Annotated in this window: 19 protein-coding genes, 1 tRNA gene and 4 pseudogenes; 15 read left to right on the top strand and 9 right to left on the bottom strand. The window is 63.1% G+C overall.

Annotation, left to right across the window (positions count from 1 at the left end; translation table 11 throughout):
- The first annotated feature begins 92 nt into the window (after positions 1 to 92).
- A complete protein-coding gene (locus tag ACVIHF_RS33300) occupies positions 93 to 773 on the top strand; it encodes a response regulator (protein ID WP_016843264.1) in 681 nt (226 codons plus the stop codon).
- A 280-nt stretch (positions 774 to 1,053) separates the two neighbouring features.
- A complete protein-coding gene (locus ACVIHF_RS33295) occupies positions 1,054 to 1,794 on the top strand; it encodes a LuxR C-terminal-related transcriptional regulator (RefSeq protein WP_253605304.1) in 741 nt (246 codons plus the stop codon).
- Positions 1,795 to 1,900: 106 nt separating this feature from the next.
- On the opposite strand, the gene ACVIHF_RS33290 is transcribed toward ACVIHF_RS33295, so the two are convergent.
- Together ACVIHF_RS33290 and ACVIHF_RS33285 are read right to left on the bottom strand one after the other, a co-directional pair.
- Positions 1,901 to 3,274 carry an ATP-binding response regulator gene (locus ACVIHF_RS33290; RefSeq protein ID WP_456793192.1) on the bottom strand — a complete coding sequence of 458 codons (1,374 nt, stop codon included), beginning with the start codon at positions 3,272 to 3,274 and terminating at the stop codon, positions 1,901 to 1,903.
- Positions 3,271 to 4,443: an FIST N-terminal domain-containing protein gene (locus ACVIHF_RS33285; protein ID WP_456793191.1), complete on the bottom strand. Its 1,173-nt coding sequence runs from the start codon at positions 4,441 to 4,443 to the stop codon at positions 3,271 to 3,273. The genes ACVIHF_RS33290 and ACVIHF_RS33285 overlap by 4 nt, the downstream gene beginning before the upstream one ends.
- 464 nt (positions 4,444 to 4,907) lie before the next feature.
- On the opposite strand from ACVIHF_RS33285, the gene ACVIHF_RS33280 reads away from it, so the two are divergent.
- Positions 4,908 to 6,941 (top strand): methyl-accepting chemotaxis protein, encoded by a 2,034-nt coding sequence (locus tag ACVIHF_RS33280; RefSeq protein ID WP_456794143.1) that lies wholly within the window; start codon positions 4,908 to 4,910, stop codon positions 6,939 to 6,941.
- 167 nt (positions 6,942 to 7,108) lie between these two features.
- Positions 7,109 to 8,095 (top strand): annotated as a pseudogene (locus tag ACVIHF_RS33275) (IS30 family transposase); the annotation flags it as partial.
- Positions 8,096 to 8,168: 73 nt separating this feature from the next.
- On the opposite strand, the gene ACVIHF_RS33270 reads toward ACVIHF_RS33275, so the two are convergent.
- Positions 8,169 to 8,537, bottom strand: coding sequence for a DUF3175 domain-containing protein (locus tag ACVIHF_RS33270; RefSeq protein ID WP_456793190.1), 369 nt, complete (start codon positions 8,535 to 8,537; stop codon positions 8,169 to 8,171).
- A gap of 184 nt (positions 8,538 to 8,721) precedes the next feature.
- Between ACVIHF_RS33270 and ACVIHF_RS33265 the strand changes: the two are divergent.
- The 4 genes and pseudogenes from ACVIHF_RS33265 (at position 8,722) to ACVIHF_RS33250 (ending at position 13,243) form a co-directional block, all read left to right on the top strand.
- Positions 8,722 to 10,213 (top strand): annotated as a pseudogene (locus ACVIHF_RS33265) (MFS transporter).
- A gap of 3 nt (positions 10,214 to 10,216) precedes the next feature.
- Positions 10,217 to 11,050 carry a trehalose-phosphatase gene (gene otsB / locus ACVIHF_RS33260; protein ID WP_375166737.1) on the top strand — a complete coding sequence of 278 codons (834 nt, stop codon included), beginning with the start codon at positions 10,217 to 10,219 and terminating at the stop codon, positions 11,048 to 11,050.
- A gap of 202 nt (positions 11,051 to 11,252) precedes the next feature.
- Positions 11,253 to 12,705: pseudogene (locus tag ACVIHF_RS33255) on the top strand (trehalose-6-phosphate synthase).
- Positions 12,706 to 13,153: 448 nt separating this feature from the next.
- Positions 13,154 to 13,243, top strand: a tRNA-Ser gene (locus ACVIHF_RS33250).
- Positions 13,244 to 13,600: 357 nt separating this feature from the next.
- On the opposite strand, the gene ACVIHF_RS33245 is transcribed toward ACVIHF_RS33250, so the two are convergent.
- Positions 13,601 to 13,837 carry a zinc-binding dehydrogenase gene (locus tag ACVIHF_RS33245; RefSeq protein ID WP_375167121.1) on the bottom strand — a complete coding sequence of 79 codons (237 nt, stop codon included), beginning with the start codon at positions 13,835 to 13,837 and terminating at the stop codon, positions 13,601 to 13,603.
- Positions 13,838 to 13,905: 68 nt separating this feature from the next.
- Between ACVIHF_RS33245 and ACVIHF_RS33240 the strand changes: the two are divergent.
- Positions 13,906 to 14,137, top strand: a pseudogene (locus tag ACVIHF_RS33240) (integrase); the annotation flags it as partial.
- A 218-nt stretch (positions 14,138 to 14,355) separates the two neighbouring features.
- Positions 14,356 to 14,973 (top strand): class I SAM-dependent methyltransferase, encoded by a 618-nt coding sequence (locus ACVIHF_RS33235; RefSeq protein WP_253605289.1) that lies wholly within the window; start codon positions 14,356 to 14,358, stop codon positions 14,971 to 14,973.
- A gap of 9 nt (positions 14,974 to 14,982) precedes the next feature.
- Here ACVIHF_RS33235 and ACVIHF_RS33230 read toward each other — a convergent pair whose 3' ends face one another.
- Genes ACVIHF_RS33230 through ACVIHF_RS33215 form a run of 4 tightly spaced genes read right to left on the bottom strand, consistent with a single transcriptional unit; the run spans position 14,983 to position 18,500 of the window.
- A complete protein-coding gene (locus tag ACVIHF_RS33230; protein WP_253605286.1) occupies positions 14,983 to 16,116 on the bottom strand; it encodes a cysteine desulfurase family protein in 1,134 nt (377 codons plus the stop codon).
- Positions 16,113 to 16,499 (bottom strand): GFA family protein, encoded by a 387-nt coding sequence (locus ACVIHF_RS33225; protein WP_456793189.1) that lies wholly within the window; start codon positions 16,497 to 16,499, stop codon positions 16,113 to 16,115. Before ACVIHF_RS33225 ends, ACVIHF_RS33230 begins: the two co-directional genes overlap by 4 nt.
- Complete coding sequence (locus tag ACVIHF_RS33220) at positions 16,496 to 17,755, bottom strand: MFS transporter (protein ID WP_456793188.1); 1,260 nt, start codon at positions 17,753 to 17,755, stop codon at positions 16,496 to 16,498. The genes ACVIHF_RS33225 and ACVIHF_RS33220 overlap by 4 nt, the downstream gene beginning before the upstream one ends.
- 4 nt (positions 17,756 to 17,759) lie before the next feature.
- Positions 17,760 to 18,500: an MBL fold metallo-hydrolase gene (locus tag ACVIHF_RS33215; protein WP_456793187.1), complete on the bottom strand. Its 741-nt coding sequence runs from the start codon at positions 18,498 to 18,500 to the stop codon at positions 17,760 to 17,762.
- Between the two features lie 73 nt (positions 18,501 to 18,573).
- Between ACVIHF_RS33215 and ACVIHF_RS33210 the strand changes: the two genes are divergently transcribed.
- From ACVIHF_RS33210 to ACVIHF_RS33190, 5 genes are all read left to right on the top strand, one after another.
- Complete coding sequence (locus tag ACVIHF_RS33210) at positions 18,574 to 19,242, top strand: ArsR/SmtB family transcription factor (protein WP_253605275.1); 669 nt, start codon at positions 18,574 to 18,576, stop codon at positions 19,240 to 19,242.
- Positions 19,243 to 19,262: 20 nt separating this feature from the next.
- Positions 19,263 to 20,087 (top strand): nucleoside phosphorylase, encoded by an 825-nt coding sequence (locus tag ACVIHF_RS33205; RefSeq protein WP_310881703.1) that lies wholly within the window; start codon positions 19,263 to 19,265, stop codon positions 20,085 to 20,087.
- Between the two features lie 105 nt (positions 20,088 to 20,192).
- Entirely contained in the window at positions 20,193 to 20,510 is a 318-nt protein-coding gene (locus ACVIHF_RS33200) for an ArsR/SmtB family transcription factor (protein WP_310881704.1), read from the top strand.
- Positions 20,507 to 20,992 carry an SRPBCC family protein gene (locus ACVIHF_RS33195; RefSeq protein ID WP_253605270.1) on the top strand — a complete coding sequence of 162 codons (486 nt, stop codon included), beginning with the start codon at positions 20,507 to 20,509 and terminating at the stop codon, positions 20,990 to 20,992. Before ACVIHF_RS33200 ends, ACVIHF_RS33195 begins: the two co-directional genes overlap by 4 nt.
- Before the next feature lie 45 nt (positions 20,993 to 21,037).
- Entirely contained in the window at positions 21,038 to 21,451 is a 414-nt protein-coding gene (locus ACVIHF_RS33190) for an MAPEG family protein (RefSeq protein WP_253605268.1), read from the top strand.
- A 752-nt stretch (positions 21,452 to 22,203) separates the two neighbouring features.
- Here ACVIHF_RS33190 and ACVIHF_RS33185 read toward each other — a convergent pair.
- Complete coding sequence (locus ACVIHF_RS33185) at positions 22,204 to 23,076, bottom strand: LysR family transcriptional regulator (RefSeq protein ID WP_253605266.1); 873 nt, start codon at positions 23,074 to 23,076, stop codon at positions 22,204 to 22,206.
- Positions 23,077 to 23,183 lie beyond the last annotated feature (107 nt).

Raw genomic sequence — 23,183 nt, 5'->3', positions numbered from 1 at the left:
CCGGTTCGCGTGAAGAAAACGCGTCAGAACATGAATCGAGAGCCCCGTTCCGATCCAATCGGAACGGAGGCTTGAGCAGTGCGAGGGTCCTCATGATGGGGTTCCTGATCATCGACGATCACCCCCTGTTCGGGGAGGCGCTTGGCAACGCCATTCGCATCTCGCATCCCGATGCCCGGATCTATGAGGCCACCTCGATCAAGGGGGCGCTTGGCATCCTCGCCAGCGAGCCGAACATCGACCTGGCGCTGCTCGATCTGCTGCTGCCCGACGTGGTCGGCTTCTCCGGCTTCCAGAAGATCAGGGATCGCTATCCGCGGCTGCCGATCGCCATCGTCTCGAGCGAGGAGGACAAGCACACCATCCGCGAGGCGCTCGAAATGGGCGCGGTCGGCTATCTGCCGAAGTCGACCTCGCTCGGCGAGCTCTCGCAGGCGATCGCGCGTGTGCTGAGCGGGTCGGTCTCCGCGCCGCGGGATTTCGTCGCGGTCGGTGCGCTGGAACAGTCCGAGACGGCGCGGACGCTGCGCGAACGCATTCAGAAGCTGACGCCGCAGCAGATCCGCGTGCTCCATCTGATCATCCGCGGCCTGCAGAACCGCGAGATCGCCGCCGAGCTCAAGCTCGCGGAATCCACCGTGAAGGCGCATGTCACCGAGATCCTGCGCAAGCTGAAGCTGTTCAGCCGCAACAAGGCGATCATCGAGCTCGGCAAGATTCCGCTTCCGGTCCCGGAGGCCTGTTCGGGCGCAAAGGCGGAGAAGGCGCCCTAGTGTGCTGAATGCGAAGTTCGTGCGATTTCGCGGCAGCCACTTTCACGAACTTCGCATTCATAAAGCACACTAGAATCATAAGTTTGCTAGTGTCCTTATCGAATCCGAAGTTCGCTCCGAAGGTGCGGCAAATGATGCGAACTTCGGATTCGGGACACTAGCCGTGCTGCACTGCCAGGCGGGCGCATTGGAAATCCTGCCTATAGGCTGCCATCCGGCTTTGAGATAACGTCGTGCGCACAATGGCTGTTATGAGCATCCGAGGGAGGACGGCGCAGCATTGACCACGACCGCGCCCCTGGCGGACGAGCCGCCGCTCGGCAAGGCGGGTACGCCTCGACTGCTGATCGTCGAGGATCACCCGCTGTTCCGTGCCGCCCTGATAGGCGTGATCGGGGCCGAGTTTCCCGATGCCGAGGTGCTGCAGGCGACGTCGATCGACGGTGCGCTGGATGTGATTGCGGCGCGCGACGGCCTCGATCTGATCCTGCTCGATCTGTCGATGCCCGGCACCACGGGCCTGCTCGGCGCCTACCGGGTGCGTGCCGCCGCGCCGCGCAGCGCGCTGGTGATCGTGTCGGCGCATGACGATCCCCGGATCGTCGGCGGCGCGATCTCGCTCGGGATTTCCGGCTACATCCCGAAGTCGACGCCGAAGCTCGAGCTGGCGCGGCTGTTGCGCGGCATTCTCGAAGGCGCGGTGTGCCTGCCGCCGCGCTTTCGCGATACCGCCGCCGCGCGGAAGGCCCAGGCCGAGACGCGCGAGCTGGTGCAGCAGCTCGGCCAGTTCACCGCGCAGCAGCTTCGCGTGCTCGACATGATCTGCCGCGGCCTGCAGAACAAGCACATCGCCTATGAGCTCGATATCTCGGTCACCACCGTGAAGGTGCATGTCTCGGAGATCCTGCGCAAGCTCGGCGTGCGCAGCCGGACCGAGGCCATCATCGCGCTGTCGAAGCTGGACTTCGGCAAGCACGACCACGCGCCGGTGACGGCCTCGCCGTCGTCGCATGGCGCCTAGAGCCTTTCCCGTTTCGATGGAATCACAACGGGAAAGGCTCCAGGTTTTTGTCTTGACGCGTTTTCTTCACGCGAACCGGTATCCACTTCGCTCGAAAACGCTCTGCTCATAACCGCGCGCTCGACTGCTCCGCCGCCAGCAGGAACGACAGCAGCGAGCGCATCTCGGCGGGCTTGATCGGCTTCTTCAACAGCTCATGGCCGAAGGCCGATACGTCGGAGGCGGCCTTGGCCGAGTAGTCGGCGGTCACGATGATCGCTGGTACCTTGGCGTTGATCGCGCCGCGGATGACATCGACGGCCTGAATGCCGGTCTCGCCATTGTCGAGATGCAGATCGGCGATGATGGCGTCGGGAATGCCGTCGAGCGCGTGGATGCGCTCGAGCGCCTCGGTCTTGGAGATCGTCACCGCAACGTCGCAGCCCCATTTCTCCAGCAAATGGGCGAGCCCCTCGGCGCTCGAGAGGTCGTTCTCGATCAGCAGGATCTTGGCGCCCTCCATGCCGCCATAGCGATAGTCGACGCTGACCTGTTCGCGCACCGGGATCGCAACCGGATCCAGCGTGCGAGGCACGGTGACCGAGAACACCGAGCCTTTGCCGGCGCGCGAGCTCAGCCTGATGTCATGGCCGAGCAGGTCGGCAAACCGGCGCACGATCGAAAGACCAAGCCCGATGCCGGCCTTGTCGCCGGCGCTGGTCTCGCCGCGTTGAAACTCGACGAAGATGGCTTCGCGCTGCGCTTCCGGAATGCCCGGCCCGGTGTCGTGCACCTCGATGCAGATGTCGTCGCCCCTGGCCCGGCATCCCATCAGCACGCTGCCGCGCTGGGTGTAGCGCAGCGCATTGGCGACGAGGTTTTGCAGAATCCGTCGCAGCATCAGCGGATCGGAGCGAACCACCGCGGACGATGGCATGATCCGGAAGCCGAGATTGCGCTTGGCGGCGGTCGCGACAAATTCCTGCTCCAGCGGCTCGAACAGCGAGGCGATCGCGACCGGCCCGAATTCGGGCCTGAGCACGCCCGCATCGAGCTTGGAGATGTCGAGCAGCGTCCGCAGCATGTCCTCGAGCGTCGCCAGCGAACGGTCGATCTGATCGGTCAGCGCGACGCTCTTCGACTCGGTTGCCATCTCGGTCAGCGCGGACAGCGTCAGCCGCGCCGCATTCAGCGGCTGCAACAGATCGTGGGTGACCGAGACCAGCACGGATGATTTCAGCGAGCTCGCCGCTTCGGCCTGCTGCTTGGCCTGCAGCAGGCGACCATTGGTTTTCTCCAGCGATTGCAGCGCCTGCTTGAGCTGCTGGGTGCGGTCGCGCACCTGCTGATCCAGCGCGATCGCGGTCTCGAACAGCGAGAAGGCGTTGAGCTGCTGATCGGTCGAGCGCTCGACGCGCGACATCAGCGCCGCGTTGATCTTGCGCAGCTTCTCGGCCTCGCGTTCGAGCGCCGCAATTCGCGTGGTCTTGGTATCCGTCATTGCGGCGCGAGTGCCCGCTTGCCGATGGCGATGCCGGTCAGCGTCTGGTTGACATGCATGGAGCGATACTGCTCGCCATAGGTCTGAAAGCCAATCACTTTGTTGCGGCGATAGAGCTCCGACATCTCCCGCGACAGCTGGCGCTGCTCGACGTCGAGCCGGCGCAGCACGCATTCGAAGCCGATGAACATCGAGACCTCGCCGAGATCCTCGGTCAGCTCCTTGAGCAGGCGGCTCGTCACGTCGATCGGGTCGCGCTCGCGCGCCACCGTCAGCACCATGCCCTCGTCGATGGCGCAGAAGAATTGCAGCGATCCGTCCGGGTTGGTGCGCTGAATCGACCGCGCGTAATAGGCGCCGCCGACGCGAACCAGCACGGGATGCGCGGCGAACGAGAACAATTCGAGCTTGCTGTCGCTGAGGCCGACGGCGCGGGAATATTCCAGCGCGGCCGGCTCGGCATTCAATTCCTTGACGATGCGATGCTCGATGTCGGCCTCGGTCACCACCATCTTGGTCGAGGTCGGTTCGAAGTGGTCGCACTTGAACAGGCGGAACGGCAGCCGGGTCCGGATCAGGATCAGGACGGCGGCATCGGTAAAGGCCTCGCCGCCATGGAAGACCCACGATTTCTCGAAGCGCAGGCCGTCGCCGGCGGAGCCGCCGACCACCGGGATGTCGCCGAGCGACGCATAGATCGCCGACATGATGGTCTCCTCACGCTGGCACATGCCGTCGATGAAGAGCAGCCCGAAGGAATCATGGGTGTGATCGCAGTGCTCGGTGCGTTGCGCGAATTCGTTCTGCAATTCGGTGCAGATTGAGCGGCCGTGATCGACCCGAAATGTCGAAAGGTCGAACAGCGGCCGGGCCGCGATGACGAAATCGGCCGCGTTGAAGCCCATCGCGACGACGCTGTCCTCGTCCCAACCGCCGGGCGACAATTCGCCGGCCGTGGTGCAGCCGAAGATCGGTACGTCGGGTATCCGGCTGGACAGTTCGGCAATGAATGTCTGCGGCTCGTAGACCGGTGACACGAACACCACGAGCATCGCGAGATCAGCCGCCGCCAATTGGCGCGCGATCTCGTCGGCTGCTTCCCGCGGCCCGTCGGTCTTTGCCTGCACCACGACGATACTGTCGGCGGTGCTACCGTTCTGCTTCGCCAAAGGCGCTCTCCCTGACCAGAATTTTTTGCTTTTCTTGGCGCGGCCGATTGAACCCGCGCGGGTCGTGAGGCATCCGGACAATGGCGCGATGGCTGGCGTTCCGGCTTGCCCGCGGCTTTCAGGTCGTGAGGGGAAATGCCATTGGCCGGGCTATTGCGCCGGCAGCTACGCTCGCCGCAAGCGCCAATGGCGCCGGTCGACGCGATGACATGGGACACCTCCCGATGTGTGTTCTCCTGGCCCGGGCAGGGACAGGTTTGATCGGTTCTAAACTATCGGGCCGGACCTGCGCGTCAATCATCTTACCCACCCGCCTAGCCCGACCAAGGTAGTATCGCGCCGGGCCAAGCGGCCGCTGCCCATTTACCGGGCCTTATCGATTCTGCCTTAGTTTTGCGCTCCGGGGTCTGGGGCGGGTTGCTGCCGGACCTCGCGTGGTTTTCAGAATGAAGACGGGGGTTGGAATGCCGGGGCTGAAGCGATCGTTGTCGATCAGGATCCCAACCCTCAGATTTCGCGCCAAGATCGTGCTCGGCTTTGCCGTCACGCTGGCGCTTTCGGCAGCCACCATGGGCTTTGCCTATATGGGCTTCGAGCGGGTCTCCGCCGGCGTCGGCTCCTATCGCCAGAGCGTCGCGGAAGCCGATCTGGCCCGCAACATCGATCGCGAATTGATCTCCTACCGTTCGCTGGCGCGCTACTTCGTTGCGACCGGCAAGGAGGACGACGCCAAGGCCGCGCTCGCCGCCGAGGGCAGCCTGAAGGATGCCATCATGGCGTCGATGAAGGGCACCACCAACCCGGCCCGGCTCGAGCAGATCACCAAGCTGGAGCGCGAATTCCGCGCCTTCACCAAGATCTTCGCCGAGATCGTCCGCATCAAGAACGACAGCGCACAGACCGCGCAGAACAAGCTGACCCGCAGCGCGACCTCGATGCGCTACAAGCTCGACGATCTCCCGAGCAACGCCGATGATTCCGAGCTGCAGTCGATCCAGTTCGGCGCCAAGAAGGTGGCCGACCAGCTCCAGTCGATCACCGGGGCCGTCAATACCTTCGTCGTCAACGGCGACAAGACGGTCGCTTCCAGCGCGCTCGCCCGGCTGAAATTCGCCGACAATCTGGTGAAGGCGATCACCTCGAATAACGAGCGGATTACCCAGAGCGTGAAGGACATCACCGCGCTGCTCGAAGAGTACCGCGAGGCGCTCGCCAAGCTGATCGCGAACGCGAAGTCGATCGACGAACTGACCGTCGGGATGACGGAGTCCGCGGCCGCCATCAGCCAGGGCGCGGCGGCGATGAAGTCCGATCTGCTCGGCGACCAGAAGCGGCTTGAAAACGAATCGTACACCATGATCGGCGAGACCGAGCAGCTGATCCTGATGCTCGCCGCGGGCAGCTTCGTGCTCGGGCTGGTCTGGGCGTTCCTGCTGGGCAAGGGTATTTCGCGACCGATCGCGGCGATGTGTGCGGCGATGCGCGAGCTCGCGGCGGGCAATTTCGACGTCGTGCTGCCGGGCCTCGGCCGTCGCGACGAACTCGGCGAGATGGCCGGCGCCGTAGAGGAGTTCAAGGTCCAGGCGATCGCCAAGGCCGAACGCGATGCCGCGACCCAGGAAGCGCAGAACAAGGCGAGTGCGACCGCGCGGCGCAACGAGCTGATTCGCTTTGCCGACGAATTCGAATCCGCGGTCGGCTCGATCGTCTCCAACGTGTCGGCCTCCGCCGTGCAGCTCGAATCCGCGGCCGGTACGCTGACCCGGACGGCGGAGACCACGCAGAACTTGTCGAGCCAGGTCGCCGGCGCCTCGGAGGAAGCCTCCAGCAACATGCAATCGGTCGCCTCCGCAACCGAGGAGCTGTCGGCGTCCGTCGACGAGATCGGCCGTCGCGCCAAGGAGTCCAGCCAGATTGCCGATTCCGCCGTGCGTCAGGCCGAGCAGACGGATGCCCGGATCGGCAAGCTCTCGCGCGCAGCGCAGGAGATCGGCGACGTCGTCAAGCTGATCACGGCGATCGCCGAGCAGACCAATCTGCTGGCGCTGAACGCCACCATCGAGGCCGCGCGCGCCGGCGATGCCGGCCGCGGCTTCGCGGTGGTTGCGGCCGAGGTGAAGTCGCTGGCGAGCCAGACCGCCAGGGCCACCGACGAGATCTCCACCCATATCTCGGGCATGCAGGCGGCGACGCAGGAATCGGTCGCCGCCATCAAGGAGATCGGCGGCACCATCGGCCAGATCTCCGGGATCGCGACCAACATCGCAAGCTCGGTCGAGCAGCAGAGCGCGGCAACGCAGGAGATTGCGCGCAGCGTGCAGAACGTTGCGCAGGGTACGCAGGAGGCGGCGTCCAGCGTCACCCAGGTGAATCGCGGCGCCACCGAGACCGGAGCTGCTTCCGAAGAGGTGCTGAATTCGGCCCGCTCGCTGTCGGTCGAGAGCTCGCGGCTGCGCGAGGAGCTCGACCGCTTTATGGCCAATATCCGCGCGGCATAAGGGGCGCGCGGATCTATCCATCGTCGTCCTGGCGAAAGCCAGGACCCATTACCACCACTCACTATTGTTTTAAGTGCAACTCGCCGCGTGCCCTTTTGTTGGGCCGCGGCGTATGGGTCCCCTGAGTTCACAAACGAAGTGCAACACTTCCTTGAGGAGGTGTTGCCATGGGGCGGACTTACAAGCAGCTCTCTCTGGACGACCGATGCGAGATTGCCTGCCTATCGGCCAATGGCAGCTCGGTCCGGCAAATCGCGGCAGCTCTGGATCGCTCGCCATCAACGGTCTCTCGGGAACTGAGGCGCAATCGGGGGAGCCAGGTCGGCTACACGCCGAGCTATGCCCAGCACCAGATGCGAGCGCGGCGCTGGACGGGCGGACGCCTCGAACGGGAGCCCGGCCTGCGCCGCGCGGTGTTGCAACGCCTTCGCCGCGGCTGGTCGCCCGAGCAGGTCGCTGGCCGGCTGGCCCGCGAGCACGGGCGCAAGGTGATCTCCCACGAGACCATCTACCGCTTCATCTATGGCCAACTCAGGCGCACCACGGACTTCAACTGGCGGCGCTATCTGCCGCGCGCCAAGAGCAAGCGCGGCTGCCGCGGCAAGCGGGGCGGCAGCCCCGCAAGCTTCATCGAAGGCCGTGTACCCTTGGCAAATCGGCCGCTCGAAGCGGCCGACCGCAGCGTGCCCGGACACTGGGAGGCCGACCTGATGATGTTCTCGAAATACGGTCAGGCCGTGCTGGCCGTGCACGAGCGCACCTCGCGGCTGCTGCTCGGCATCCGCCTTGCCAGCAAGGTCGCGCGCGGTGTCGCCCGCCATCTCGTGGGCTTCTTCGCGACCCTTCCACAAGAGCTGCGCCAGAGCGTTACCTTCGACAACGGCACCGAGTTCGCCGGTCACCTGGCGCTGCACCGCCTCTCGATCGCGACCTTCTTCTGCGATCCCCATGCCCCCTGGCAGAAGGGTGGCATCGAGAACGCCATCGGCAGGATGCGCCGCTTTATTCCCCGCAAGACGGATCTCGTCACCCTCTCGACCGCCAGGTTCCGCCAGTTCATCGCCGCCTACAACAACACCCCGCGCAAATGCCTTGACTACCGCACGCCTGCCGAGTCCTTTGCTCAAGTGTTGCACTTCGAATGTGAATCCACCTCCTGGCTTTCGCCAGGACGACGAATTAATTGCCTGCGCCGGGACGACGCTGTTGGTTGGCGGGATGATGCGACTAGTCCCGTCCGAACTGGTGCTTCAACTCGACCTTGGCGCGCTCCAGCCGTGATCGCTCGATCTTCGGCAGCGTCTTGCCGGCGCGGTTGATATAGAAAGTCAGCATCGACAGCGCGGAACGATAGGCGCCGCTCTTGCGGCGCGCGCTGTGCTCGGCGGATCGCTTCAGCGATGATGCGATCTTCTTCGCGCTGGTTTGCTTGAACACGCCGTGCTCGAGGTCGAGCGCGTCGCTCTCCTTTGTCACCCGCTGCGACCAGCGCTTCGCCGTCCTCTTGCTTGCGCCACGCCTGCGACGCGTCGTGCTCGCGGAGCGTGCCGGTGATGTCCTTGCCGTCTTGCGCGTTGCTTTCTTGTGTGCGGCCATCGCTGCCTCCGTGTCTTTTAAGCCGAGAACAGCTCGCCGCGATCGCGGTTCCTATGCCGCATTGCGGGAACCCTTGCCGGCCTGCGGCGTTGACGTCGCGTGGCGGGCACTGCGTTTGCCGCAATTCCGGGTGAGTGAGCCTTGGAACAGATCGTTCCGGGGTTTTTCTCATTGGTCGATCCTGATGACACTGCAGCCGACACAATTGAGTTCCGCGACGACGCAACAGGCCGTGGCTCCGGTCACGCCGGACGATGACCGCATCATCGAGACCTCGATTCCGGTCCGGCTCGACAATCTCAGCTGGAGCCGCTTTCACACCCGCGTCGTGCTGGCGCTTGGCATCACCTGGATCCTCGACGGGCTGGAAGTGACGCTCGCGGGTGCATTGTCGGGTGCGCTGAAGGACAGCCCGACGATGAGCTTCTCCAATGCCGATGTCGGTCTTGCCAGCAGCGCGTATCTCGCCGGCGCCGTGCTCGGCGCGCTGGGTTTCGGCTGGCTTACCGACCGGATCGGGCGCAAGAAGCTGTTCTTCATCACGCTCGCACTTTATCTGTCGGCGACCGCCGCGACCGCGCTGTCGTGGAATGTCGCGAGCTACGCGCTGTTTCGCTTTTCTCACCGGTGCCGGTATCGGCGGCGAATATACGGCGATCAATTCGACCATCCAGGAACTGGTGCCGGCGCGCTATCGCGGCTGGACCGATCTCGTCATCAACGGCAGCTTCTGGATCGGGGCGGCGATCGGTGCGCTGAGCGCCATCATCCTGCTCGATCCCGCGTTCCTTGCGCCGGACCACGGCTGGCGGATCGCCTATTTCACCGGCGCGGTGCTCGGCCTCGTCGTGCTGCTGATGCGGATGTGGATTCCGGAGAGCCCGCGCTGGCTGATGATCCACGGCTACCCCGACCGGGCCCACAAGATCGTCGCCGATATCGAGACCTCCGTGCTCGGCCACGAACAATCGAGCGCAGACTTCGAGAAGATCAGGCTGCGGATGCGCGATCACACGCCGCTGCGTGAGGTCGCGGTGACGCTGTTCTCCACCTACCGGCAGCGCTCGCTGGTCGGGCTCACGCTGATGGCCGCGCAGGCGTTCTTCTACAATGCGATCTTTTTCACCTTCGCGCTGATCCTGACCGACTTCTTCGGTGTCGCCGCCAGCAATGTTGGCTGGTACATCCTCCCCTTCGCCGCCGGAAACTTCCTCGGGCCGCTGCTGCTCGGCCGCCTGTTCGATACGCTCGGCCGCCGCACCATGATCGCGCTGACCTATGGCATCTCGGGCGTGCTGCTGGCGCTGTCCGGCTATCTGTTCTCGATCGGCGTGCTCAGCGCGCAGACCCAGACCATCGCCTGGATGGTGATCTTCTTCTTTGCCTCGCCGGCCGCGAGCGCCGCCTATCTTACCGTCAGCGAGACGTTTCCGCTGGAGGTCCGCGCGCTCGCGATCGCCGCCTTCTATGCGATCGGCACCGGCATTGGCGGCGTGATTGGACCGGCGCTGTTCGGCGTGCTGATCGACACCGGATCGCGCAACAGCGTCTTCGCCGGCTACCTGCTGGGGTCGGCGCTCATGATGGTCGCCGCAGCGGTCGCATGGCGCTACGCCGTCGCGGCCGAGCGGAAATCGCTCGAATCTGTCGCGCGACCACTGGCATGTGTGGAGTAGACTATGACGAAACATGACGTGGCCGAGATGCCCATGGATGATGACATCGCCCCTGACGCCAGGACGGACAGCGTGCCGACGCCGGCGTCGCTGATTCCGCCGCTCCGCCAGGCCGCGGTGCTGCTCGACATCGACGGCACCCTGCTCGATTTCGCGCCGACGCCGCGCGAGGTCTGGGTACCGCCCGAACTGTCGACCACGCTGAAGCAGCTGCATGAGCGCACCCACGGCGCGCTGGCGCTGGTCAGCGGCCGCTCCCTCAATGACATCGACCTGATCTTCGCGCCGGAAGTGTTTCCTGCGATCGGCGGCCACGGCGCCGAGATGCGGCTGCAGCCGGACAGCGAGGCGGTTGCCGCACACGCGCCGCCGCTCGACAAGGAATTGAAGCGCCGTCTTGCCGCGATCGCGAAGCTCAGCCCCGGCATTCTGCTCGAGGACAAGGGCTATTCACTGGCGCTGCACTATCGGCTGGCGCCGCAGGCGGAGAAGGCGATCTATGAAGCGGTGTCGCTGATCCGCGCGGAGTTGCCGAATGCGCCGATCGAGGTGCTGCCGGGCAAGAGCGTCTGCGAGATCAAGCATTCCGGCTTCACCAAGGCGACCGGCGTGCTCGAGCTGATGACGCATGAGCCGTTCAAGGGACGGCGCCCGTTCTTCATCGGTGACGACGTCACCGACGAGACCGTGTTCGCGATCATGCCCGATTTCGACGGTCTAGCGTTCTCCGTCGGCCGTCGCGCAACCGGCGTCGCCGGACATTTCGACGGACCGAGCGATGTGCGCGAATTCCTCGCGCATCTGCTCGACGTTGATAGGGACGTTAGCCTGTCCTAACCGAAACGCATTCATCGCAGCCGAATCGAATACGGTGCTTTTGCGTCGTGGCGTCAACCTCGCGCGTAATTTTCTTTTCGCGAGTTCCCGCGAGTTCCGTGCGTGTTCGCCAGAATTTGGTTTCAATTGGGAGATTCCTTGATCAGGAACCATCTTGATGAATGGTTGTTAATACGCGAGTTGACCAACAGGAGGGGACCTGGTGAACCTCGTCGTCGTATCGAACCGCGTCTCGCGCGGAAAACCCAATGAACCCATGACGGGGGGGCTGGCTGCGGCATTGTTGCCGGTGGTGGAAAAGACAGGGGCAATATGGGTTGGTTCCAGCGGACGCGTCCGCGACGGGAACCTGAAGGAACCTTTCGCAGAGGTCGAAGCGCTCGGGGCGGGCGCGCTGGCGATGCTCGATCTGCCGGCCGCGCACTATGGCGGCTATTACGAAGGCTTTGCCAATTCGGCGCTGTGGCCCGCGATGCATTCGCGCGCCGATCTGATTCGTGCGTCTCGCGAGGACTACGCGAGCTATCGCGAAGTGAACGCGTTCATGGCGCGCGCGTTGCTGCGCTTCCGCAAGCCGGATTCCGTGTTCTGGGTCCAAGATTATCATTTCCTCGCACTCGGCGCCGAGCTGCGCGATCTCGGCGTCACGCAGCCGATCGGCTTCTTCCTGCACACGCCATGGCCGGCGCGCGCGGTGATCGCGGGCGTGCCCAATCATCGCGAGCTGATCGAGGCGATGCTGTCCTATGACCTGATCGGCTTCCAGACCGATGAGGACTGCGAGAACTTCCTGAGCTATGTGCAGCACGATCTCGACTTCGAGGTGCGCGACGGCGTGATCAATTCGTCGTTCGGCCGCACCCGCGCCGCGGTGTTTCCGATCGGCATCGATCCCGGCAAGTTCGCGCAGCAGGCGACCAAGGCGATGACGCATCCCGACGTGACGCGGCTGCGGCGCAGCCTCAATGGCGAGACGCTCGCGATCGGCGTCGACCGGCTTGACTATTCCAAGGGCCTCGTCAACCGCATCAAGGCGTTCGACAAGATGTGGACGCTGCATCCGAACCTGAAACGTTCGGTGTCGCTGCTGCAGATCGCAACGCCCTTCGCGCGGCGCGATCGAAGCCTACGGCAATCTGCAGAGCGAGGTGGCGAAGCTCGTCACCGACGTCAACGGCGTGCATGGCGAGGTCGACTGGACGCCGATCCGCTACCTCAACAAGGGCTTTGGCCAGGGCGTGCTCGCAGGCCTTTACCGCACCGCGCAGGTCGGCGTCGTGACGCCGCTGCAGGACGGCATGAACCTCGTCGCCAAGGAATATGTCGCCGCGCAAAACCCGGCGGACCCCGGCGTGCTGGTGCTGTCGAAATTCGCCGGAGCGGCGAACGAGCTCGACGCCGCGCTGCTGGTCAATCCGCACGATATCGACGGCATGGCGCGCACCCTGGCGACGGCCCTCGCGATGCCGCTGACCGAGCGGCGGATGCGCTGGGAAGCGATGATGGAGAAGCTCAACAGCGGCACCATCCAGCAATGGTTCGCCGATTTCATCGAGGCGCTGCAGGATACGCACAATGCGGGAAACGCGGCGCTGCCGGAGCCACCAACCCTGTGGCCGCGCCGCACGGCGGATTTTGCCGCGCGCTATCACTGAGCGAGCATGACGATGCAGGGTGGGTGCGTTAGTTCGCCCATCCGCGGTTCTGTCGTCCCTGCCTAGTGCGCAATTGGGCACTAGGCAGGGACGACACTGAATGTGTTGCGCGGCTAGTGGTCATAACTTCGCGTTCTCGCGACAGGGCTCGCGAAAGCGGGAATCCGGCATCCGTTCTTCCAGGAACGATGCGGCCCAATAGATTCCTGACCCGCGCCTGCGGCGAGCCTCCGGACGAAGAGGCGGGCTGATCGGATGCATCCATTGATTTGCGCCGGTCCCTGACCGACCGCCGGCCAAAATCGCGCGCGTCCGCGCGCAAGGCCGCAGCGCGCGGCTGCCGTCGCTATCAATTTACCCAATGTTTTCAATCTGTTGTGGAAATTTCGCGCTCCCGGCCTGCGCTCCCTTGCAAAATCCGCCTCAGCCCTTCAAGAGAGGGCCTCCCGGAGAGATGGCCGAGTGGCTTAAGGCGCACGCTTGGAAAGCGTGTGTGCGGGAAACCGTACCGTGGGTTCGAATCCCACTCTCTCCGCCATGCCACAGTCTCCCAGCATCCGATTTTCCGAATCGGTAGCAAAATCAACGAGCTATCATCCGGCAAACTGCACCTTTTGATCGTGGGTTCGGAGGAGGCTTCTTCCGCCAATACACTTTCTCCTCCTTATCTCATTGGTCGAATCGAAAGCAAAAACAATGGGTCGTGCGATAAGGGCTGTTGGGCTAGTCCGCGATGGTACCCCTAATCGCCGCTCAAACCGTAGGTTTTGGCTGTGGGTTCGGAGGATGGATTTTGCGAGGGAGCAGCGGCCGCACTGCTCGCGCTGCGTGCGGCCATACGCCTTCCGGGAGCAAGGAGGGGACAACGCGTCGCGCGCGCGCCCAGTTTTCTCCATCATCCGAAGGCGACGGCCACCTTTCCGAAGTGCGCGCCACTTGCCATGTGACGGAATGCCTGAGCAACTTGGTCGAACGGGAATGTCTTGTCGATGATCGGCTTCATTCCGTTGATGGCGATCGCGTCGCACATCGCCTGCAGGTCTTCCACAGATCCGACGGTTACGCCCTGCAGGCGCTGCTGCAGTAACATCAAGGGCAAGCGCAGTTCGGTTGGCGGTGGACCGGTGAGCACGCCGATGAACGCGATGGTCCCGCCGATAGGGATTGCACGGATTGATTCGTTGAGCGTACCGACCTCTCCATGCCAAGGGTTCGGTGACAAGCAAATTTATCCATACACTTGATACGGTGCTCATCATGGCTGCGGACACGATCTCGGGCTATATTCGAGGGCCCCTTGACGGCGTCGAGTTCAAGCAGACTGCCTATGCCTCGGATCGTGATTCACGAAAGGCTGCTTTGGCGCTTCCTGAAGAGGGCATCGGGGGACTACCGAGAGGCGGACAAAAAGGAACGCCGCTTGGCCGCCTAGGTGCTGCACACAGCCACCGTTGCAAGGCAGGCGTTCGGCGAATCGCGCCTGGCGCTGAACGACGCTGTTGAGCGGACCCGCGCCCTTGGCGATCTAGCCGCAACGCATTGATCTGGCGCGGCGTTTAAAAAAAGGCGAGACGTGTTCCATTTCCGGCGAGCCGGTCCTGCGGATTTGAGGCACCCTGCCACCCAGATTGTCGAGCCATGGTAAGCTGGATGCGTCGTCCTCAGTTCATTGCCGAACAGGCGCGTAATGCGCACGGCCTCTTGGGCCGGCTCGTTGCTTTCATCATGGCGCGCGAAACCTGGCGCGAGAATCTGCGCGCGATGGATGCGCTCGGCATCAAACTAGGCGATCATGTGCTCGACATAGGATGCGGTCATGGCCGCTGCCTGACGGAACTCGCCGCACGGGCTCCTCGGGGGCACATCGTGGGGATGGACTCCTCCGAACTGATGGTCGAGATCGCGGCGCAACGAAACCGGCCGCTCATCGAAGTTGCTCGTGTGGAGGTTGTCCTTTCGACCGTGGAATCGCTGCCGTTCCCTGATGCCTTGTTCGACAAGGCGGTGTGCGTGCACGTGCTCTATTTCTGGAAGGACATTGAGAAGTCGCTGCGCGAGATCGCGCGCGTGCTGAAGCCGGGCGGCCGTCTCGGACTGCTGTTCCGGACGAATGCAGACCCGAAAGCGATCGCGTCGTTCCCACCGGAAATCTACACATTCCCCGCGCTGTCCGACGTATCCGCCGCGCTCGAACGCGCCGGCATGGATGTCCACCTCGCGGAGGTTAGTGCGAACCAACCTGCTCTTGTGCTGGCGACAAAGCGGTAGGTGAAGCGATCAGACCATCGCAATCGTGGCTAGGCGTGCGACGACTTGGTCAATCTCATCGACTGTCGTGTGCCTTCCCAGGCTGAAGCGGATCGCACCCATTCCAGTCCTTTCGGGCACGCGCATGGCCGCGAGAACCGGCGAGAGTTCGATCTGCCCCGAGTGGCATGCCGAACCTGTCGATGCCGCGACATCGCACAATTGCGCGAGAATGCCCGAACCGATTCTGCCGACGAACGACACGTTGAGGGTATTGGGCAAGCGATGCGTGGGGTGTCCGTTGAGCGCCACCCCTTCACCGAGCCCGCCTTGCAGCGCCTGCCATAAGCGATCGCGCAGGACTTGGACTTTGTTCATGGGTGCAAGGTCCGTGACCAGTGCACATGCCGCCCCAAGCCCGACTGCGAGCAGGGCGCTCTCGGTTCCGGCGCGTCGGCCTGATTCATGACCGGCGCCGTGGATCAACGGCTCAAGTTCGAGGCCTCGCCTGACATACAGCGCGCCGACGCCCTTCGGGGCGTAGAGCTTGTGACCGGCGATCGTCAGCATATCGACACCGAGTTCGTCTACCTTGGTCGGAATTTTTCCGACCGATTGAGCCGCGTCGGTGTGGAAGCGGATTCCATGCTCTCGCGCGATCGCGCCGATTTCGGCGATCGGCTGGATGGTGCCGACTTCGTTGTTGGCGTGCATGATGCTGATCAACAGCGTCTGCGGAGTAATGGCGCGCCGCACGTCCTCTGGATCGATCAAGCCTGTCGCGTCCACCGGAACATACGTGACAGTAGCGCCGAACCGTTCGAGAAACCGGCACGGAGCAAGGACGGCTGGATGCTCGATGGCCGAGGTGACGATGTGCGCGCCATGGCGGTTCGGTGCAAAGAATGTGCCCTTGATCGCCAGATTGTTCGCTTCGCTGCCACCGCTGGTGAATACGATCTCGTCGGGTGCTGCGCCGAGGAGGCCGGCGACCTGGCTGCGGGCCCGATCGAGCGCGGCCTTCGCCGGCGCGCTGGCCCAATGGCCGCTAGAAGGATTGCCGAACGCGTCGTCCAAAAATGGCCGCATTGCCTCCGCCACGGCTGGATCAAGCGGTGTGCTCGCGTTGTAATCGAGATAGATCGGCCGCGTCGTCGCAGTCATTTGCTTTGCTCGCTGTGGTCAAGCTGCAACCAGGGAAGCTGCTCGCTGGCGAAGAAATGTTTCCCCGGTCGGAGCTCCGCCGCCCGATCGAAAGCGCCGACGTGGTAGTGAGTCTCCGTCGGAAAATGCACCGTAGCGCAGGTCAGCGTCGAGCCGCAGCGGGCGCAGAAGCCGCGTGTGGTTCCTGGCGATGATTTGAACGTGGCGATGGTACCCTCGATCATCGCGACAGCGTCGTTCTCGAACCCGACGAACACGCTGACGGGGGCGCCGGAATGGCGGCGGCAGCTATCGCAGTGACACCAGAAGACTCCCTTCGGTCGACCTAGCGCCTCGAAGCGTACCGCCCCACAAAGGCAGCGTCCTGAAAAGGTCTCGTTCATTGTTGTGCTCCGGGCCGGCCCTCCATGGCGACGAACACTATCGCCCCCGAGAGGAAAGTGAGCGCGCCGATCACTCCGATCGCCCAGGTCATGCCGAACAGGTCGGCGATGATGCCGGCCGACAGCGCCCCGATCGCGTAACCGAGATCGCGCCAGAAGCGGTAGACGCTGAGCGAGCGTGCGCGCCAGCTTGGATGCGAAGCATCGGACACGGCGGCGATCAGGCTCGGGTACACCATGGCCGTGCCAAGTCCGAGCAAAAGGCTGCCGACCAGCCACCATTCGAAATGGCTTGTTGCTGCGGTCAGGAAGAGACCCGCGGCCTGCACCCACATGCCGGCCACGATCAAGCCCTTGCGGCCCCAACGGTCGGAAAGAGGGCCCGTGGCGATCTGCAGGATGCCCCAGGTGGCCGGATAGACAGCCTTCAGTATGCCGATCCGATCGACGTGGAGGCCGAACGAGGCGAAGAACAGCGGGAAGATTCCCCAGCTCATCCCATCATTGAGATTATTGACGAGCCCGGCCTGCGACGCGGCGAACAGATTGCGATCCCCGAACGACGTGAGGACGAATATCTCCCGGAAGCTGATCGGAGACGCTTGACGTGCATGCGCCGCAGTCTCCAGGCGGACGTGCTCCCGGGTATCCTGCACCAGCAGGATCGACAGCACTGTGCCCAACACCGCATAGGCAACGCCGAGGTAGATCGGCGCCGGCCGCAGTCCGTACTTCGAGGCAAGATACCCTGTGAGGAAGGCGGTCACGCCGACCGCGAGATAGCCGGCGAACTCGTTCAGTCCGACAGCAAGCCCGCGCGACTTCGGCCCGACGAGATCGATTTTCATGATCACCGTCATCGACCAGGCCAAACCCTGGTTGATGCCGAGAAGGGCGTTCGCTGCGATGACCCATCCCCAGCTCGGCGCCCACATGATCATGAACGGCACCGGCAGCCCGACAAGCCAGCCGAGGATCAGAACACGTTTGCGTCCCCAGGCGTCGGCGAGCTGGCCGGAGACCAGGTTGGCGCATGCCTTCACGACGCCGAAGCTGACGATGAAGGAAACGACGAGGGTCGTCGAACTGATCTTGAACTCCTCGGATCCGATCAGCGGCACGACCGTCCGCTCGATTCCGACCATTCCCCCGACGAAGGCGTTGATCAGGACGAGCAACGCGAACTGCGGCCAGTTCTCTTTCAGCCCCAGCCGGACAGACGACGCTGTCTGTGGACCGCTTACAGCCTCGGTCATGAGATCAGGCCGCAGCCGCGGCCGTGCCTGAGTTTGCCGCCCTGATCTTCGCGGCTTCCGGTGGTGCCGGCGGAATCTCGGCGACCATGAACCGCACAAACTCGGCTTCGTCCTCGATCGTGAACGCCTGATTGTGCCGCTTCTCGAAGCCGATTGCGGACGATGGCTTGCCGCTCAGGCGGCGGCCGCAGACCGAGCCCGCATAGGCGCCCGGCAGCACCTCGACGTAGTCAGGAAGCTCCTTCAGCCTTCGCACGCTCTTGAACAATTGCCTTGCGCCTTCCTCCGCGCTCGCCGCAAGCTCGGTGCGGCCGAGATCGCCGACCATGAGCGTGTGTCCGGTGAAGACGAACCACGGCTCGTTGGCGCGGGTGCGGTCCGTCACAAGGATGCAGATGTGCTCGGGCGTGTGACCGGGCGTGTGCAGCACGGTGGCGGAAACGTTGCCGAGCGGAAGTACATCGCCGTCGTTCACTGGCTTGTACGGGAACGATACGCCAGCCTCCGTCGAGAGCACGTACTCGGCTCCCGTTGCAGCGGCGAGTGCCCGGCCCGCCGACAGGTGATCGGCATGGACATGGGTGTCGATGACGTAGTGTATCCGCATGCCGGCATTGTCGGCGGCCTGAAGGTAGGGCTGAATATCGCCGACCGGATCGACGACCGCGCCGGCGGCTTTGCCGCCGCAGCCGAAAAGGTAGGAGATACCGACTGGATCGCTATGCAAGAACTGGCGGAGAATCATGGACTTGCACTCCCTCTTGAGAAACGCTAAAAACATTCAATCGATCTGCTGAATGATATATTGAAAGGGCGCCGTGTCAAGCTCGGGACCGAAACAGGCGATCTATGAAAACCTTGCCCAGGTGGCACAGGCGCTTGGCCATGCCCACCGGCTTGAGCTCCTGGAGCACCTTGCGCAGGGGATACGCACCGTCGAGGAGCTGTCGGCTCGGGCACATCTGACGTTCGCCAACACGTCGCGGCACCTGCAGATCCTGAGGCGCGCGCGTCTCGTCGAGACCGAGCGTCGCGGCAAACACATCCTCTATCGTCTCGCCGGCGACGCCGAAGTGGTCACGCTGATCAAAGCGCTGGGGCGCGTCGGCGAACGGAATGTCGCCGAGATCGGTCGTGTTGTGACCGATTACTTCCAGGCCCGTGATGCGCTTGAGCCCGTCTCGCGTGACGACTTGGTCGCGCGATTGCGGGACGAAGTGGTAACGTTGCTCGACGTGCGCCCCGAGGACGAGTTCGCGCTGGGCCATCTACCGGGCGCGCTCAACGTTCCGCTTGCCGAACTGGAACGACGCCTCGGCGAACTTCCGAAGGGGCGCGAGGTGATCGCCTACTGTCGCGGTCCCTATTGCGTCCTTTCGTTCGAAGCCGTGTCAGCCTTGAGGGCGCGCGGCTATCGCGTTCGCCGTCTTGAGGACGGTTACCCCGAATGGAAAGCCGCCGGCCTGCCGGTCGAATCCGCGGCTTGAGACAACTCGTCAGGTGCATCATGGATGATAAGTCTCATCGCGCGGAACCCGCGTGGCCGATCGTCGGCATCAAGGATCACAAGGCGCCCTCGGTGTTCCGGCCTGAATCCCTGTTGAGGGAGGCGCGCCGACAGAGGCAGTTGCCGCTCGTCGCTGTGCCCGAAATCTGCGTGCTCGATCCGGACGGTGACGTCGTCCGCCACCTCAAGCGGACCGGCGCCGGCCGGATCCACGAAGGTTGGGCCTGCTACCACACCGAACTTATGGCCTTCGATCTCGACGGCATCGGCGAGGTCGGGATTGTCGGCTGCGCGGTCGGCGCCCCCTTCGCCGTCCTGGTCGCCGAGCAGCTCTTCGCGTCGGGCTGCCGGCTGCTGGTCAGCGTCACCTCGGCGGGCCAGATCAATGCTATAGGACCAACTCCATATTTCGTCCTGATCGACCGCGCGCTGCGCGACGAGGGGACGAGCTATCACTACCTGCCTGGCTCGGTTTTTGCGGCGGCACCCGACATGTCGCTTCTGGATCGCGTCGAGCGCGCGGGCCGTTCGCTGCCGGAGAAACTGCATCGCGGCTCGACCTGGACGACGGATGCTCCCTATCGCGAGACCGAAGCGGCGATCTCGCGAGCGCGGGATCTGGGGACTCTCGCCGTGGAGATGGAGGCCGCAGCGCTCTACGCTTTCGGCACGACGAGCGGCAACTCGATCGTCTGCTTCGCTCACGTCACGAACTCGATGGCGCAGACCGAAGGCGACTTCGAGAAGGGCGAGGCGGACGGCGCCAAGGCCACTCTCGCCGTGGTCGCCGCTGCGGCTCGGGGGTGGCGAAGTTCCGTGTCATGACCTGCCTGTGATCGGTATGCGAAAGCTTGGCTACATCTCCATTTGACGCAATCATTAGTCTGCACTAATCATTAGTTATGACTAATGATCTGACGTCGGCCAGCCATGCCTAAAGACAGCGTGCAATTGGCCGCTCTCGGCGATCCCACTCGCAGGCGAATTTTCGAACTGGTGGGCGCGCGGCCTCGGACTGTCGTTGAACTCACTCGAGAACTGACGGTCTCCCAGTCAGCCGTCTCCCAGCATCTGAAGGTGCTGCGCGAATCTCGTTTGGTTCGTGCCGAGCCAAAGGGGGCCAGCAACATTTATCACATCGATCCGGCGGGGCTCGGCCAGATGCGCGCCTGGCTTGACCGGTTCTGGAGCAGCACACTGGCGGCCTACAAAGTGGCCGTCGAAAAATCAGTGGAGGACCAGCAATGAACAAACGTGTATCGGCCGCGCCCATCAAACAATCCATCGTGGTCGAGGCGCCTATCGAGCGTGCGTTCAAGGTCTTCACTGAAGACTTCGGCAGCTTCAAGCCTCGCGAGCACAATTTGCTCTCCGTCCCCATCGCAGAGACTGTGTTCGAACCCCGGGTTGGGGGTCACGTTTATGATCGAGGTGTCGATGGGAGCGAATGCCGCTGGGCGCGTGTGTTGGCTTTTGAGCCGCCAGATCGCGTGGTTCTAAGCTGGGACATCAGCCCGCGTTGGCAAATCGAAACAGATCCCGACAAGACCAGTGAGTGGGAGGTGCGGTTCATCGCCGAGACGCCAGGCCGGACGCGATTGGAACTGGAGCACCGTCACCTCGAACGTCATGGCCACGGTTGGGAAGGCGTGCGCGACGGCGTTGAGGGTGATCAGGGTTGGCCGCTCTATCTGAAACGGTACGCCGAGCGCACCGCCCGCGAGGCATGATGCTCGCGTGTCCATGCGACGTGATCGCAATTTGCGGAGTTCTGTATGGCAGCCTACTCGTTTAGCATCGTCGGAGTGCTCTTCCTTTGCCTCGTGTCAATTGGGCTGGCGGTCTATTCGGGATCGTCCAAAGGTAGGGCTGGGGCACTCTCTGGACCTGTCTTGCCGTTGGATGACGACAACTTGCTTTACCGGATCGATCGCGTTCACTTGAACACGGTGGAGGCGCTGCCGCCTTTTGTGGTTCCGGCTGTGCTGGCTATGATGGTGGGGATTAGCCCCGTCACACTTGCAGCGCTCGTATGGATCTATATCGCAATTCGTCTGATCCACGTTGCTGTCTATTTGCGCGGCGGCAAGGCCGCCAAAGGCGGCAGCATCAGAACCATTCTTTATGTTTCAGGTGCGGTCGTTACTATCATTCTCATTGTAGTGACCATCGTGGCTGCCATCCGCTAGGGTATTAACAGTGGGCCGCCTGACGACGCGATAATCCTATAGAATTAAGGGAAACTGGCGCACCCGACACGATTCGAACGTGTGACCTTTGCATTCGGAGCAGGCAAACGCCAATCAACCTGCGGTCCACGGCCGGCGGAAACTGAGCGCGTGCGTGATGCGCCATGATGATTTCTTGAAAAGATTGGAGGCGAAACGCTCGTTTGCGGCCGTAGCTCAATTGGTGGGTTTTGGCGGACGAAAGTCAAAAATGCTTTGTCTTTCAAAGGGAGTTGACTGACACTCTCTCCGCCAGTTTGTTTCTGTAAGCACGCCAACGAGATACCGCGCACAGACCCATTGGAACAGGTCGGCTACGTGGGCGTCGTAGATTTGGATATTCGGGCGCGCAAATCGGACATCTGCACCGATCAGAAGATCATCATCTAGGAGTGCGTTGGCAGAAACTTAAGTCTGCAACGGCGGGCTGGTGTTGAAACGGCTATGGAAAACGTTGAGTCTACCGGTCGTCCGGCGACTGATCGTTAAAGAACAGCACCAAGGTCGGGGGTTCGAGTCTCTCCCCCGCTACCAATCCTACGATTTTCTACGCCAAACTCCGATCTTCGGCGATCGCGTTCGCTGAATCGGTGGCGCTTGAGTTCCTCCCGTCCGGCATGCCGCGGAGCAGCGGTGCGAACGCCATACGCGTTTGTTGGCATGGCAATATCGACCATCACAAGCCAAGCTACGAGACCACCGCTACTTTCCGCTTAGCCCTGCTCGAACAGCGCGGCAATCGCTTCGACAACGACGCGCACGCGAGCCGTGCGTGCCAGATCCGCATGCAGCACAAGCCACACTTCGTAGGGTGCGGCTCGCTTGCGCATAGGCCAGATCCGAACAAGATCCGGATCGCGCTGGGCGTGATAGGTCGGTAATTCCCCTAACGCCAGCCCCGCCCGGACGACGCTCGCTAGCATCAGGCTGGAATCCAATTCCGCGACGATCTTCCCTTCCGCGATGGACTCGCCCGCCAGCGTCGCGCCCTGCCTGTTCGTGATGCCGGGCTGGTAGATCGCCAGATCGTGGCCAGCGAACGCCGAGCTCTGTCGAGGTCTACCGCGTGCATCGAGATATTTCCGGGATGCGTAGAGGCCAACCTCCCACTCGGCCAGTCTGCGCACGATCAGATCCGATTGTGCCGGGCGCAGGGTGCGGACAGCGATATCCGCTTCCCTTCGACCGAGATCGAGCAGCTTCGTCGTCGTGGTGAGAATGACTCTGATGTCCGGGTGGTTGATGCGGACCCGATCGATCGCGGGAATCACGAAGTCGATCGCGAGAGAGTCCGTAGTTGTGACCCGGACATCACCCGCCACGCGCGCATCCGATCCTGCGCTACGGTGTTCGAAGGAGACCGCAAGGCGCTCCATTGCCTCGCCCGCTTGCAAGGCTTCCTCGCCACTTGCCGTCAGCACATAGCCCGCATTGGTGCGCAGGAAGAGTGTTGAGCCCAGGCGCTTCTCGAGCGCAGCGAGGCGTCGTCCTACCGTGGTTTGGTCGACACTCAGCGCCAACCCGGCCCCAACCAGCGTGCCAGCGCGATAAATCGCGAGAAAGATTCGAACATCGTCCCAGTTCATGTCCACCGACTGAATGCGATTTTGCAGCCATTGCCTGCATTTCTATGCATTTTCGCACGTCGCAATCCTCTTTAGCAATCCGCTCTGCCGGCGGCGGACGCCGTTCG

The organism is Bradyrhizobium sp. USDA 4506 (assembly GCF_054058795.1).
The sequence above is the reverse complement of the archived record's forward strand: the minus strand, read 5'-3'. Positions and strand labels throughout refer to the sequence as shown.

What these genes read in the sequence shown, in the direction of transcription:
- ACVIHF_RS33300 (WP_016843264.1), top strand. Translation starts at nt 93, where the DNA reads ATGATGGGGTTCCTGATCATCGACGATCACCCCCTGTTCGGGGAGGCG.
- ACVIHF_RS33290 (WP_456793192.1), bottom strand. Translation starts at nt 3,274, where the DNA reads ATGACGGATACCAAGACCACGCGAATTGCGGCGCTCGAACGCGAGGCC.
- ACVIHF_RS33280 (WP_456794143.1), top strand. Translation starts at nt 4,908, where the DNA reads ATGCCGGGGCTGAAGCGATCGTTGTCGATCAGGATCCCAACCCTCAGA.
- ACVIHF_RS33270 (WP_456793190.1), bottom strand. Translation starts at nt 8,537, where the DNA reads ATGGCCGCACACAAGAAAGCAACGCGCAAGACGGCAAGGACATCACCG.
- otsB (WP_375166737.1), top strand. Translation starts at nt 10,217, where the DNA reads ATGACGAAACATGACGTGGCCGAGATGCCCATGGATGATGACATCGCC.
- ACVIHF_RS33235 (WP_253605289.1), top strand. Translation starts at nt 14,356, where the DNA reads ATGCGTCGTCCTCAGTTCATTGCCGAACAGGCGCGTAATGCGCACGGC.
- ACVIHF_RS33230 (WP_253605286.1), bottom strand. Translation starts at nt 16,116, where the DNA reads ATGACTGCGACGACGCGGCCGATCTATCTCGATTACAACGCGAGCACA.
- ACVIHF_RS33225 (WP_456793189.1), bottom strand. Translation starts at nt 16,499, where the DNA reads ATGAACGAGACCTTTTCAGGACGCTGCCTTTGTGGGGCGGTACGCTTC.
- ACVIHF_RS33220 (WP_456793188.1), bottom strand. Translation starts at nt 17,755, where the DNA reads ATGACCGAGGCTGTAAGCGGTCCACAGACAGCGTCGTCTGTCCGGCTG.
- ACVIHF_RS33215 (WP_456793187.1), bottom strand. Translation starts at nt 18,500, where the DNA reads ATGATTCTCCGCCAGTTCTTGCATAGCGATCCAGTCGGTATCTCCTAC.
- ACVIHF_RS33205 (WP_310881703.1), top strand. Translation starts at nt 19,263, where the DNA reads ATGGATGATAAGTCTCATCGCGCGGAACCCGCGTGGCCGATCGTCGGC.
- ACVIHF_RS33200 (WP_310881704.1), top strand. Translation starts at nt 20,193, where the DNA reads ATGCCTAAAGACAGCGTGCAATTGGCCGCTCTCGGCGATCCCACTCGC.
- ACVIHF_RS33195 (WP_253605270.1), top strand. Translation starts at nt 20,507, where the DNA reads ATGAACAAACGTGTATCGGCCGCGCCCATCAAACAATCCATCGTGGTC.
- ACVIHF_RS33190 (WP_253605268.1), top strand. Translation starts at nt 21,038, where the DNA reads ATGGCAGCCTACTCGTTTAGCATCGTCGGAGTGCTCTTCCTTTGCCTC.
- ACVIHF_RS33185 (WP_253605266.1), bottom strand. Translation starts at nt 23,076, where the DNA reads ATGAACTGGGACGATGTTCGAATCTTTCTCGCGATTTATCGCGCTGGC.